Raw genomic sequence first — 13,602 nt, 5'->3', positions numbered from 1 at the left:
GGGACGGCCCGGCACCGCGATTATGGCCCCGTGGACGGCGGGCGGCTCGGCGGGCCTCACCGCCGGGCCGGGGCCACTGTGCAGTGGACGTAACCACGCTTGATCGTCCTGCGTGACACCCGGGAAACGGACGTTTCGTACCGTCACGGTGTCAGCGTCCCCCATGAAAGGCCGTCCATGAGCGTGCCGAACCCGCAGCCGGACACTCCCGCCGAGGTGCGGACGGTCTGCTCGTACTGCGGTGTCGGCTGCGGGATCGTCCTCGACATCGGCATGGGCCCCGACGGGCGGCGCACCGTCCTGAAGGCCACGGGCGACAAGGCCCACCCCGCCAACGGCGGACGGCTCTGCACCAAGGGGGCGACGAGCGCCGAGATGCTGGCCGCCCCCGGCAGGCTCACCACGGCGCTGGTCCGGGCGGACCGCAGCGAGGAGCCGGCACCGCTGCCCATGGAGGCCGCCGTCCGGGAGACCGCGCGGCGGATGCGCGCGATCGTCGACGAACACGGACCCGACGCGCTCGCCCTGTACGTCTCGGGCCAGATGACCCTGGAGGCGCAGTACCTCGCCAACAAGCTGGCCAAGGGCTTCGTCCGCACGAGCTGGATCGAGTCCAACTCCCGGCTCTGCATGGCCAGCGCGGGCAGCGGCTACAAGCTCTCGCTGGGGGCCGACGGCCCGCCCGGCTCGTACGAGGACTTCGAGCACGCCGACACCTTCTTCGTCATCGGCTCGAACATGGCGGGCTGCCACCCCATCCTCTTCCTCCGCCTCATGGAGCGGGTCAAGGCGGGCGCCCGGCTCATCGTCGTCGACCCCCGGCGCAACGCCACCGCCGACAAGGCCGACCTGTTCCTCCAGATACGCCCCGGCACGGACCTGGCGCTGCTCAACGGCCTGATGCACCTCCTGATCGAGAACGGCCACACCGACCCGGAGTTCATCGCCGAGCACACCGAGGGCTGGGAGGCCATGCCGGGCTTCCTGAAGGACTACCCGCCCGCCTCGGTCGCGGAGATCACCGGCATCCCCGAGGCGGACATCCGGCTGGCCGCCCGCTGGATCGGCGAGGCCGGCGCGTGGATGAGCTGCTGGACCATGGGCCTCAACCAGAGCACCCACGGCACCTGGAACACCAACGCCCTGATCAACCTCCACCTGGCGACCGGCGCCATCTGCCGTCCCGGCAGCGGCCCCTTCTCGCTCACCGGCCAGCCCAACGCCATGGGCGGCCGCGAAATGGGCTACATGGGCCCCGGCCTGCCCGGCCAGCGCGGCCTCCAGTCCGACGAGGACCGCGCGTACGTCGAGGAGCTGTGGGACATCGAGCCCGGCACCCTGCGCACCGACGCGGCGGGCACCGGGACCGTCGACATGTTCCGGCGGATGGCCGACGGGCAGATCAAGGCCTGCTGGATCATCTGCACCAACCCCGTGGCGTCCGTGGCCAACCGGCGCACCGTCATCGAGGGCCTCGAAGCAGCCGAGTTCGTCGTCACCCAGGACGTCTTCTCCGAGACCGAGACCAACGCGTACGCCGATGTGGCGCTGCCCGCGGCGCTGTGGGGCGAGGCCGAGGGCGTGATGATCAACTCGGAGCGGAACCTCACGCTCGGCAGGCAGGCCGTGGACCCGCCGGGCGAGGCCTGGCCGGACTGGCGGATCATCGCGCGGATCGCCTGCGAGATGGGGTACGAGGACGCCTTCACCTACAGCAGCGCCGAGGAGATCTTCGAGGAGATCAAGCGGGCCCATAACCCGAGGACCGGCTACGACCTGCGCGGGGTCAGCTACGAGCGGCTCCGCGGGGCACCCGTCCAGTGGCCCAGCGCCTCCCCGGACGGGCCCGACCGCAACCCGGTCCGCTACCTCAACGACGGGGTCAGTCAGACCCTGACCGTCCGCCCCGACGGAAGCGTGCCCCGGCTGGCCTTCCCCACGGCGAGCGGCCGCGCGGTGTTCTTCGCCCGCCCGCACATGCCCGCCGCCGAGATGCCCGACGACGACTTCCCGTTCGTACTCAACACCGGTCGCCTCCAGCACCAGTGGCACACCCTCACCAAGACCGGAAAGGTCGCCAAGCTCAACCGGCTGAACCCGGGCCCCTTCGTGGAGATCAGCCCCCAGGACGCCGAGGCCCTCTCGATCGGCGAGGGCGACTCCGTCGAGGTCGCCTCACGGCGCGGAAGGGCCGTCCTGCCGGCCGTCGTGACCGACCGGGTGCGGTCCGGGGACTGCTTCGCGCCCTTCCACTGGAACGACCTCTTCGGCGAGTACCTCAGCGTCAACGCGGTCACCAACGACGCGGTCGACCCGGTGTCCTTCCAGCCCGAGTTCAAGGTGTGCGCCGTGACCCTGGCGAAGGTCGCCGCCGTCGCCCCCGTGCCCGCCGCGGCTCCCGGGCCCGCCGTCGTGTCCGTGCCGCTCGCGGGCCCCGCCGCCGCCCTGGCCGGGGTGTTCGGGATCGCCGACGCGGCTCCGCCCGTGCTGGCCGCGCACGAACGCCGTTACCTGGCCGGCTTCCTCGCCGGACTCGGCACGCAGACCGGGGGCACCCCCGTACTCCCGGCGCACGCGCCGTTCGAGCCGGACCACGCGCTGTGGGTCAACGGCGTGCTGGCCGGAATGTTCTCGCGCGCACCGGGCGAGGCGGCCCGGGAGCACTCCGGGGCCGAGCCGGCGTCCGATGCGGCGCCCGGCCGGCAGATCGTGGTCCTGTGGGCGTCGCAGACCGGCAACGCCGAGGAGGTCGCCACGGCCGCGGCCGAGCGGCTCGCCGCCGAAGGACGGGCGCCGACCCTCCTGGGAATGGACGACAGCCCGCTGGAGAAGCTCCCGCGCGCCGCCGACCTGCTGGTCGTCACCAGCACCTTCGGCGACGGCGACGCCCCGGACAACGGCTCCGGCTTCTGGGAGTCGCTCAACGCGCCCGACACCCCCCGGCTGGACGGCGTGCGCTATGCCGTCCTCGCCCTCGGGGACTCCTCGTACGACGACTTCTGCGGGCACGGCAGGCGGCTCGACGAACGCTTCGGTGAACTGGGCGCCGAGCGGCTCGTCCCGCGCACGGACTGCGAACCCGACTACGAGGAACCGGCGGGCCGGTGGCTCGACGACGTGTTCGCCGCGCTGGGCGCCCCGGCGGTGTCCGGCGCACCGGCCGCGGGGCCGGCCCCCGGTCCCGCGGCACCCGCCCGCACCGTCCGGAGCGCGACCGGGCGCCTCGTCGGCAACACACTGCTCAGCCTCCCCGGAGCCACCAAGGAAGTACGCCAGTTCACCTTCGACACCCGCGAGAGCCCCGTCCCCCTCACCTACGAGGCGGGTGACGCGCTCGGGGTGGAGCCGCTCAACTGCCCGGAACTCGTGGCGGAATGGCTCGCCGTCACCGGTCTGGACGCGGCGGACCCCGTGGAGCTGACGGGCCTCGGGTCCGTGCCCCTCGGCGAGGCGCTCCACCGCCACCTGGACATCGCCCGCATCACCCCCGGCCTGCTGCGCCTCGTCTCCGACCGCACCCACGACCGCACCCTCAAGAAGCTGCTGCGCCCGGACAACAAGGGTGAACTCGCCCAGTGGACCTGGGGCAGACAGGCCGTCGACGTCATCGCCGAGCACGCCGTCCGTGCTACGGCGGCCGAGTGGGCGGGCGTCCTCAAGCGTCTCAAGCCGAGGCTCTACTCCATATCCTCCAGCCCGCTCACCGACCCCGGCCTCGTGCGGCTCACCGTCTCCGTGGTCCGCTACGAGAACCGGCACGGCCGCGTCCGCAAGGGCGTGGCGTCGACCTTCCTCGCCGACGCGGCCGAAGGCAGCCCCGTCCCCCTGTTCGTCCAGCGCGCCCCGCACTTCCGCCCGCCCGCCGACCCGGCCACCCCGATGGTGATGATCGGACCCGGCACCGGGGTCGCGCCGTTCGTCGGATTCCTCGACGAACGGCGTGCCCTGGGGCACCGGGCGCCCAACTGGCTGTTCTTCGGCGAGCAGCGTCGTGCGACCGACTTCTACTACCGGGACGCACTCGACTCCCTGCGCGGCGACGGCACCCTGACCCGGCTCGACACCGCCTTCTCGCGGGACCAGCGGGCCAAGATCTACGTCCAGGACCGGATGCGCGAGCACGGCGCCCAACTGTGGTCCTGGCTCCAGGACGGCGCCCACTTCTACGTCTGCGGCGACGCCTCCCGGATGGCCAAGGACGTGGACCGGGCGCTGCGCGAGATCGCCGTGGCCCACGGCGGGCTCCAGGAGGACGCCGCCGCTCTGTACGTCAAGCAGCTCGCCGCCGACAAGCGGTACGTGCGCGACGTGTACTGAGGTCAGCTCCCCGACACGGCCGCGCCGAAGGCCGGGAGATACGCGGACGCGTGTCCCTCGGCCGTCGGGTGGACGTTCGAACTGCTGATCCATGCGTCGCTCGTGCAGATCTCGTGCCCGGCGAAGGCGGGCCGGCCGTCCACGAAGGTGAAGCCGGCCGCCTCCGCGCGGCCGGCGATCGTCTCGTTGAGCAGGTCCGAACCCGCGTTCACGGCCGTGCGCTTGGCCGAGCTGAGCCCGCCGAGGCAGAGGCCGCCCTCCTTGTAGAGGTGCGGGTATCCGACGACGACGACCTCGGCGCCGGGAGCGGCGGCCCGTACGGCCGCGTAGAGGCTGTCCAGCTCGCCCGGCAGCTCGTTCACGACGTACTCCCCGGCTGTCGCCAGGGCACGTTCGCAGGCCGACTGCGTGGAGTACTGACAGCTGAGCATGGTCGAAGCGAACCCGGAGTCGTTGCCCCCGATGCTCAGACTGACCAGCGTGGTGTCCGCGTCCAGTTCGCCGATCTGGTCGTCGAGCACATCGGGGATCTTCGCGCCGCCGCATGCGGCGAAGGTGAAGGAGGCCGGGTCGTTGGCGTCGGCCCAGAGCGCGGGATAGGCGTTGCGGCTCCGGGTGCACGCGACGTCGGAGTAGCTGCCGGCGCCGGTGCCCGAGGCGTAGGAGTCGCCGAGGGCGACGTAGTTCACCTCCGCCGCCTCGGGCGACGCGCTCGCCGTGGCCACGGGGACCGAGGCGAGCGCGAGGGCGAGTACGACGGCTCCGACCGGGCGGGTGAGGTGCATGGGTTCTCCCGTGAGAGGGGGGACGGATGGAGGCGGGTGCACGGCCGGCGGGCGACCCCGGCGACCGCGTACAACCTCCCTCCGCCGCGCCCCCGCGTCATCGGCGAAATGACTGACTCCCGGACCGAGACGGTCCGGGAGCCGGGATGTCACGCGCGGGAGAAGGGGCTCAGCCCGCGGACTCGCCCGCGTGCGGGCTCAGCACACCGGCTCCGATCAGTACGAACAGCAGGATGCCCAACAGCACGCGGTAGATGACGAACGGCATGAAGCTCTTCGTCGTGATGAACTTCATGAACCAGGCGATGACGGCGTAGCCGACGGCGAACGCGATGACGGTCGCGAAGATCGTCGGCCCCCAGGAGACGTGGCCCTCGCCCGCGTCCTTCAGCTCGAAGGCACCCGAGGCCAGCACGGCGGGGATCGCCAGCAGGAAGGAGTAGCGGGCCGCGGCCTCGCGGGTGTAACCCATCAGCAGGCCACCGCTGATGGTGGCGCCCGAGCGGGAGACACCCGGGATCAGCGCCATCGCCTGGCAGAAGCCGAAGATCAGACCGTCCCTGACCCCCAGTTCCCTGAGGGACTTGCGCTCCTTGACCACGCGGTGCTTGCCGCCGCTCTCGTCGCGCGCCGCGAGCCGGTCCGCGATGCCGAGGACGATGCCGAGCACGATCAGGGTCGTCGCGATCAGGCGCAGGTCGCGGAAGGGGCCCTCGATCTGGTCCTTGAACGTCACTCCGAGCACGCCGATGGGGATCGAGCCGATGATGACCAGCCACCCCATCTGGGCGTCGTGGTCGCTGCGCATCGAGGCATTGGTCAGGGACCGGAACCAGGCCGAGACGATCCTCGCGATGTCCTTGCGGAAGTAGATGAGGACCGCGGCCTCCGTGCCGATCTGCGTGATCGCGGTGAACGCCGCGCCCGGGTCGTGCCACCCCGCGAACGCCGCGGTCAGCCGCAGATGCGCGCTGGAGGAGATCGGCAGGAACTCGGTCAGTCCCTGAACGAGGCCCAGGACGAATGATTCGAACCAGCTCATGGGGCTTTGGCCATCCCGGAGGTGCTCATGCAACGGCCGACGGTCGCAAAGGCCGTCGGCAGTGTGCGGATGTGGTCAGAAAAAGGGGACGGGACGTCACGGCCCCGACATCCTCTGTCGGTCGCGCGCAGCGTATCGCTTGTAGGTGAACAGCCGGTCGCTACCCCCGGCTCAGCGGCCCTCGTTCAGGAGCCGCCGCCCAGCCGGTGCCGCCTGCGCCAGGCGATCAGGGCCCCGCCCACGCCGGAGAGCACGATGAAGCCCATGGCCGCCAGGAAGGCGGGCGACGTCGGAGAGGTGGCCTGGCTTCCGGCGACGACGTACGCGGCCGTGTTGGGGATCGACCCGAGCCCGGTCGCGAGGAGGAACGGCGGATAGCCCATGCGCGAGGTCGCCGCGCAGTAGTTGGCCGCGGCGAACGGCACGCCGGGGAACAGCCGTATCGCGAGCATCGAGCGGAACCCGTGCCTGCTCAGCAGCCCGTCCGCGGCCTTCAGCCACTTCCCGCGCAGCAGCGTACGCAGCGCGTCCTGGCCCAGCACCCGTCCCAGCATGAAGGAGACACCCGCCCCCAGCACCGTGCCTGCCAGGGCCGCCGCCAGCCCGGTCTGCGAGCCGAAGAGCGCGCCCGCCGCGAGGTTCAGCAGCGGGCGCGGCACGAACGCCACGGTGCACACGCCGTACGCCACCCCGAACAGCATCGCCGCCGCCGAACCCGTCAGCTGGGGTGGCCAGCCTGAGGCGAGCAGCCGCTGTGGTTCGAACAGCAGCATGCCGACCGCGGAGGCCAGCAGGACCGCCACGAGCAGGGAGAACCGGGACCAGGGGGAGAGCAGCGCCCTCGTACAGCGCACTGCGAGGCCGGCGGACGGCCGTGTTGCGGGGACGGGGTCGAACATCTGGGGAGCGTAACCGAAACGTATGTGTGATCGCCGTAATGTGCGTGCTGCAAGCATGCGACGGCCGTATCGCGGATGCGTGACAGGGACGGGGCGGACACGGATGCCGCCCGGGGTTCCGCTTCCCCTGCCGACCCTTCTCCCACGGGACCCTGCCCGTCCCGTCGGCCACCCCGATGGGGTACGAAGTCCGGTGTGGAGAATCAGACTCAGCCCGCGACCGTACGCGTGTTCATCGCCCTCGCCCCGCCGGACCACGCGAAGGAAGAACTGGCCCGGGAACTACGCCTCGCGTACGGCACGTACCCGCGGATGCGGTGGAACCGCATCGAGGACTGGCACATCACCCTGGCCTTCCTCGGGGAGCTCCCGGCCGAGGCCGTTCCGCTCCTGCGCGCGCCGCTCTCCGGCCTCGCGGCGGACCACCGGCCTGTGCGCCTGGCGTTGCGGGGCAGCGGGGTCTTCGACGACCGGGTGCTCTGGAGCGGGATCGACGGAGAGCTCGACGAGCTGAACATGCTTGCCGCGGAGGTCCGTACGGTCGTCAAGAACTGCGGTATCGCCTTCGAGGACAGGCCCCTGCGTCCGCATCTGACGCTGGCTCGGGCCCGCCGGGGAGACAGGTCGTCGGCTGCGGAGATCGCCGAGGGGCTCGCCGGATTCACCGGTCGCGGATGGCCCGCCGAACGCCTGCACCTGGTCGGCAGCAACGTCGGCCGCAGCCGTGGGCCGATCCACTACCGCGACATCGAGGCATGGGCCTTCGGCAAGGGGAACAGCACCGGAGCCTGAACGGCCCGACCCCGCACGGCCCGTGGAACGGGCGTCACGAAAACCATTCGACCCCGACGCGCCGTTCCGCCATGCTCAGGGACATGTTCCGGTACGCCTTCCTCGCAGCGCAGTCCGCAGTCGCGGACACGCCGAAGGTTGCCGTGAGCCCTGCGACCGCTGTCGCAGCAGCAGCAAACGACGCAGCGTCCACCGCTGCCGCGGCGCCCTTCGGCGGCGCCCGAAGCTGACCCTCCCCCGACAGTCCGGCGGACCCCGCAAGGGGAGGGTCGGCGGGGCCCTGGGGTCTTCTCTCTCAGCTTCGAACACCAAGGAACGAGCCATGCCCAAGACGGCATACGTGCGCACCAAGCCCCACCTCAACATCGGCACCATGGGCCACGTCGACCACGGCAAGACCACCCTGACCGCCGCGATCACCAAGGTCCTCAGCGACCGGGGCACCGGCACCTTCGTGCCCTTCGACCGGATCGACCGGGCGCCGGAGGAGGCGCAGCGGGGCATCACCATCAACATCGCGCACGTCGAGTACGAGACCGACACCCGGCACTACGCGCACGTCGACATGCCCGGACACGCCGACTACATCAAGAACATGGTCACCGGAGCGGCCCAGCTCGACGGGGCGATCCTCGTCGTCTCCGCGCTCGACGGCATCATGCCGCAGACCGCGGAGCACGTGCTGCTGGCCAGGCAGGTCGGCGTCGACCACATCGTCGTCGCCCTCAACAAGGCCGACGCGGGCGACCCCGAGCTCACCGACCTCGTCGAGCTGGAGGTCCGCGAGCTGCTCTCCGCGCACGGTTACGGCGGGGCCACCGTGCCCGTCGTACGCGTGTCGGGGCTCGGCGCCCTGCAGGGCGACCCACGCTGGACCGCGTCGATCGAGGGCCTGCTCGACGCCGTCGACACCTATGTGCCGATGCCGGTGCGCTACACCGACGCGCCGTTCCTCCTGTCCGTGGAGAACGTCCTCACCATCACCGGTCGCGGCACCGTCGTCACCGGCGCCGTGGAGCGCGGCACGGTGCGCGTCGGGGACCGTGTGTCGGTGCTCGGCGCGGACATCGAGACGGTCGTGACCGGCCTGGAGACCTTCGGCAAGCCGATGGAGTCCGCGGAGGCCGGGGACAACGTCGCGCTGCTGCTGCGTGGGGTCGAGCGTGACCGCGTCCGCCGCGGTCACGTGGTCGCGGCGCCGGGCAGCGTGACACCCAGCCGGCGTTTCACCGCACAGGTGTACGTCCTGTCGGCCCGGGAAGGGGGCCGGGCCACGCCGGTCGCCACGGGCTACCGGCCGCAGTTCTACATCCGTACGGCGGACGTCGTCGGGGACGTCGACCTCGGCGAGGCGGCGGTCGCGCGGCCCGGCGACACGGTCACCATGACCGTCGAGCTCGGCCGTGACGTGCCGCTGGAGTCCGGCCTCGGTTTCGCGATCCGCGAGGGCGGCCGGACGGTCGGCGCCGGCACGGTCACAGGCCTGCTCTGACGGCTCATCCGCGGCGCGCCTCCCCCGGCCCGGGGGAGGCGCGCCGCGCGCCGTGCTACAGACTGGGTCCCATGGCAGACACAGCTCTTGTACTGGGTGCCGGAGGCGTCACCGGCACCGCATGGGAAACCGGAATCCTGCACGGACTCGCCAAGGCGGGTGTCGACCTCTCCACCGCCGACCTGATCGTCGGGAGCTCGGCGGGGGCCATCGTGGGAGCACAACTCGCCTCGGGCCTCGTCCCCGTGGGTGAGCTGTACGAACAGCAGCTCGCCGACCCGGAGAACGAGAAGAGCCCGGCCGGCCGCCTCGGCCCCGTCACCATCCTCCGCTACGCCCGCGCCGTGATGTCCTCGCGTACGCCCGAGGAGTACGGCCGCAGGCTCGGCACCCTGGCCAGGGACAGCCGTCCGGCGGGGACCCCGGCCGAGCGGCGAGCGATGATCGCCGGCCGGCTGCCCTCGCCGGAGTGGCCCGGACGCCATCTTCTGGTCACCGCCGTGGACGCGACGACCGGCGCCCTGCACACCTTCGACCGGACGGGAGCCGTTCCGCTCACCGACGCGGTCACCGCCAGCTGCGCGGTGCCCGCTGTCTGGCCGGTCGTCACCGCGGGCGGCGGCAGCTGGATCGACGGGGGAGTGCACTCCCCGGCCAACGCCCAGCTCGCCGCGGGCTACGGGCGTGTCGTCGTGATCGCCCCCACCGCGGGCGGCAGCAGGGTGGTCGCCGCGCCGCGCGCCCAGGCCGCCGAACTGGAGGCGGCGGGCGCCCGGGTCGAGGTCATCACCCCGGACGCCGGCACCAGGAAGGCGATCGGCCGCAACTCGCTCGACCCCGCTCGCAGGGCCGCGGCGGCGAGAGCCGGGCTCGCCCAGTCCGTCGCGCACACCGAGGCGGTCGCCGCGGTCTGGAACGCCTGATCCGTCGGAAGGAGGCCCCGTCGCCCGTCACAATGGGGGAGTGAACGAGCAGATACCCGTCATCCGCGACACCGACAGCGGCACCGCCCGGCTGCTGCCCGACGTGGACCGGGACCGCGCCTGGCTGCTCACGGTCGACGGCGCCCCGCAGTCGTACGTCGACCTCGACGAGCCGGAACACCTCGAATTCGAGTACGCGCGACGGCTCGGCCACGTCGCCGACCGGGCGGGCACACCGGGCACCCCCCTGGACACCATGCACCTCGGCGGCGGGGCGCTCACCCTGCCGCGCTACGTCGCCGCGACCCGCCCCGGATCCCGGCAGGACGTCGTCGAGGCGGACCAGGGGCTCGTCGATCTGGTCGGCGAGCACCTCCCGCTGCCCGGGAACGCCGGGATCACGGTGCACGCCGCCGATGCCCGGCGATGGCTCGAAGCGGCGCCGGAGGGCTCCGCCGATCTCCTGATCGCGGATGTCTTCGGCGGCGCCCGGATCCCGGCCCACCTCACGTCCGTCGAGTACGCGCGTGCCGCGGGACGGGCCCTGAGGCCCGGCGGAATCTACGCGGCCAACCTCGCCGACAGTGCGCCCTTCACCTTCCTGCGCTCGCAGCTGGCCAACTTCGCCGACGTGTTCGAGGAACTCGCCCTCATCGCCGAACCGGCCGTGCTGCGCGGGCGGCGCTTCGGCAACGTCGTGCTCGTCGCCTCGCGCTCACCCCTCGACATCGCGTCGCTGACGAGGCTGTGCGCGGCCGACGCGTTCCCCGCCCGTGTCGAGCACGGGGCGGCGCTCAGCAGACTGGCCCGGGGTGCGAAGCCCGTGCGGGACGGCGAGGCCGTCGCCTCACCCGTTCCCCCCGACGGCGCTTTCAGCATCGGCTGACTCCCGGGCCGGCGCGGGCCGGCCGCCGATCTCCTTCACCGTGCTGCGGCGCGTCAGATTGCGTACGTCGGGGACGAGCAGCACGCCCGCCGTCACCAGCACGATCAGCGCGGCGCAGCCCCACAGTGCCTCGCTCCGGCCGACGAGGGTCTCGACCGGTCCGGCCGCGGCCGTGGCCAGCGGCACCATCGCGACCGAGCCGAACCAGTCGTAGGCGGAGACCCGGGACAGCTTCTCCTCGGGGATCTCCTGGTGGAGGGCTGTCATCCAGGAGACACCGAAGACCTCGATGGCCACCCCGGTCACGAACATGACCGCGCAGAGGCCGGCCACGGGCAGGGGCACGGCCAGCCCCGCCGACGGCAGGGCCAGCGGGAACACGCAGAGCGTTCCGGCCAGCAGCAGCCGCCGGGGCTTCCAGCGCATCATCAGCAGCGCGCCGCCCAGCGTCCCGACCCCGAACGCGGCCAGCGCGAACCCCCAGGGCCGGGCCCCGCCGAGCTCGTCGCGGGCCACGAGGGGGCCGTACACCGCCTCGGCGGCTCCGACGACGGCCACCACCACGGAGAACTGGAGCACGATCGCCCAGAGCCAGGGGCGTCCCGCCACCTCCTGCCAGCCGTCGCGGAGATCGGCGAGCAGCCCCCGGCCGGGAGCGCGCGCGGGGATGTGGCTCACGTCGAGGAAGGCCCGGAGCACACCGGCGACGGCGAACGCCGCCGCGTCGACCGCCAGCACCCACCCCGGGTCCATCGCCGCGATCATGGCGCCGCCGAGCGCGGCGCCGCCGATGGCCGCGCCGTGCATCGACATCCTGAAGAACGCGAAAGCGCGCGCGGCCTGTTCGCCCGTGACGCTGGACATCAGCATGCCCTCGGCGGCCGGACTGAAGAAGGCCTGGCCGGTGCCGCAGAGCGCCGTCAGCAGCATCATCTGCCACAGCTCGGCGCCGCCGGTCAGGACCAGCAAGGCGAACACCGCCTGCGAGACGCAGTTGAGGGTGTTCGCGGCCACCATGACCCGGTGGCGCGGCAGCCGGTCCGCGACCGCCCCGCCGATCAGCAGGAAGAGCACCAGCGGAGCGGTGCGCGCCGCCGCGACCAGACCGACGTCGCCGCCGTCCCCGCCCGATTCCAGAACGGCGAACGCCGCCGCGATCAGGGCGCCGTGGGTACCCAGGCTCGTGATGATCGCGGCGGCGGTCAGCAGGCCGAAGTTGCGGCCTGCCCGCGCGGGGCCCTGCGCGGGGGAGGGAGAAGAAACGGCGGAAGTCACCAGGGGACTATCCCCGTCCGGTGCCCCTGTCGCCAAATGGGCGGGGTACGCCCATGCCTCAGGAGGTGGGCTCCACGCCCTCCGCCAGGCGCACCGTGCTGAGGATCTTCTGGATGGTGGCGTCCGGGAGCTCGTCGTCGACACCGGCGTTGGCGTAGAGGATCCAGGACGAGTACTCGTCCTTGGCGTTCTTGAAGGTGAACGCGATCGACTTGCCGTCGGTGTCGCACTTGTCCTTGTTGGCCAGTCCGGTGGCGGTGGCCGTGACGACGCTGCCCGAGAGACCCGACTTGGTCGTGTACGGCTTGGGCTTGCCGATCTTGACCTTGTCCTTCGGGTCCTCCTGGGCGTAGGCGGCCCAGACCCAGTTGGCGGCCTCGTTGGTGGCGGCCTCGTCGGTGTTCTTGGCGCCCTGCCCGCCCTTGGTGCCGACACCGGCCAGGCCGGTGTCCTCCTTGGACCCGTCCTTGTCCGCGTCGTCGATGCACCACTTGCTCTTGTAGTACGCGGGCGCGGAGAAGCCGACGGCCGGCGGGCCGGTGGGGTCCTTCACGTCCTCGAAGCCCGAGAACACGCCGGTGCCCGCGACCTCCCAGTCGCCGGGAACGTCGAACTGCGTGCCCCACTTGGGGTTGGTCACGACCTTCCAGCCCGGAATCGAGGGCGCCGCGTCCTCACCGCCCCGCGGGTTCGCGACGGGTGACGACGCGGTGTCGGACGGCTTCGCGGTCGGCGAGGCGGAGGACTTCTTGTCGTCGGCGACGGTCGAGCCGCCCTCGTCGTCCTTGTTCATCACGACGACACCGGTGACGACCGCCGCGACGACGACCGCGGTGGCCGCGACGACGGCGACGATCGTCGTCTTCTTCTTGTCGTCCGGCTGCGGTCCGCCCGGCCCGCCGCCCTGTACGGCGTACTGCGGCACGGTCGGCTGCTGGTACGGGTTGTGCTGCCACCCCGGCTGCTGTCCGGGCTGACCCTGCTGCTGATAGGGATTCGGCTGTTGGTACCCCGGCTGCTGGTACGGGTTCTGATTCTGGTCCTGCGGGTTCTGCTCGCCCCCGGGCGGCTGCTGTCCTGGCCACATGGCCAGTAACCATAGAGGGACGGGGGTACCCGCTGCTACGGCCGCCCCTGTGAGGGGATGGTCAAAGCCTGCTACCCGCTAGTAACATCGCGGCCATGAGCACT

10 protein-coding genes are annotated in these 13,602 nt (G+C 72.0%); 5 read left to right on the top strand and 5 right to left on the bottom strand.

Annotated elements, in window-relative coordinates:
* Positions 1-177 precede the first annotated feature (177 nt).
* On the top strand, positions 178-4,317 hold the full coding sequence (locus AMK10_RS24755) for a bifunctional nitrate reductase/sulfite reductase flavoprotein subunit alpha (RefSeq protein WP_073750085.1): 4,140 nt from the start codon (positions 178-180) through the stop codon (positions 4,315-4,317).
* A gap of 2 nt (positions 4,318-4,319) precedes the next feature.
* Here the strand turns inward: AMK10_RS24755 and AMK10_RS24750 are convergent, their stop codons facing one another.
* The 3 genes from AMK10_RS24750 to AMK10_RS24740 form a co-directional block, all read right to left on the bottom strand.
* Positions 4,320-5,102 carry an SGNH/GDSL hydrolase family protein gene (locus AMK10_RS24750; RefSeq protein ID WP_073750084.1) on the bottom strand — a complete coding sequence of 261 codons (783 nt, stop codon included), beginning with the start codon at positions 5,100-5,102 and terminating at the stop codon, positions 4,320-4,322.
* 169 nt (positions 5,103-5,271) lie between these two features.
* The gene (locus AMK10_RS24745) at positions 5,272-6,144 is read right to left on the bottom strand and encodes an undecaprenyl-diphosphate phosphatase (RefSeq protein WP_073750083.1); all 873 of its coding nucleotides are present in this window, start codon (positions 6,142-6,144) and stop codon (positions 5,272-5,274) included.
* Between the two features lie 185 nt (positions 6,145-6,329).
* On the bottom strand, positions 6,330-7,043 hold the full coding sequence (locus AMK10_RS24740) for a TVP38/TMEM64 family protein (protein WP_073750082.1): 714 nt from the start codon (positions 7,041-7,043) through the stop codon (positions 6,330-6,332).
* Between the two features lie 195 nt (positions 7,044-7,238).
* Here AMK10_RS24740 and thpR point away from each other — a divergent pair, with 195 nt between their 5' ends.
* From thpR to AMK10_RS24720, 4 genes are all read left to right on the top strand, one after another.
* Positions 7,239-7,835, top strand: a complete 597-nt coding sequence (gene thpR, locus AMK10_RS24735; RefSeq protein ID WP_073750081.1) for an RNA 2',3'-cyclic phosphodiesterase — start codon at positions 7,239-7,241, stop codon at positions 7,833-7,835.
* A gap of 322 nt (positions 7,836-8,157) precedes the next feature.
* Entirely contained in the window at positions 8,158-9,327 is a 1,170-nt protein-coding gene (gene tuf / locus AMK10_RS24730; RefSeq protein WP_073750080.1) for an elongation factor Tu, read from the top strand.
* A gap of 71 nt (positions 9,328-9,398) precedes the next feature.
* Complete coding sequence (locus AMK10_RS24725) at positions 9,399-10,250, top strand: patatin-like phospholipase family protein (protein ID WP_073750079.1); 852 nt, start codon at positions 9,399-9,401, stop codon at positions 10,248-10,250.
* Positions 10,251-10,290: 40 nt separating this feature from the next.
* Positions 10,291-11,136, top strand: coding sequence for a spermidine synthase (locus tag AMK10_RS24720; RefSeq protein ID WP_073750078.1), 846 nt, complete (start codon positions 10,291-10,293; stop codon positions 11,134-11,136).
* On the opposite strand, the gene AMK10_RS24715 is transcribed toward AMK10_RS24720, so the two are convergent.
* Positions 11,098-12,411: an MFS transporter gene (locus AMK10_RS24715; RefSeq protein ID WP_073750077.1), complete on the bottom strand. Its 1,314-nt coding sequence runs from the start codon at positions 12,409-12,411 to the stop codon at positions 11,098-11,100. The two genes, AMK10_RS24720 and AMK10_RS24715, sit on opposite strands and share 39 nt — an antisense overlap.
* Positions 12,412-12,469: 58 nt before the next feature.
* Positions 12,470-13,498, bottom strand: coding sequence for a hypothetical protein (locus AMK10_RS24710; RefSeq protein WP_073750076.1), 1,029 nt, complete (start codon positions 13,496-13,498; stop codon positions 12,470-12,472).
* Positions 13,499-13,602 lie beyond the last annotated feature (104 nt).

It is taken from the genome of Streptomyces sp. CB02058 (assembly GCF_001905505.1).
In the GTDB taxonomy this organism is placed as follows: Bacteria; Actinomycetota; Actinomycetes; order Streptomycetales; family Streptomycetaceae; genus Streptomyces.
Note: the sequence above shows the minus strand (reverse complement) of the source record. Positions and strands in the feature narration are given on the sequence as shown.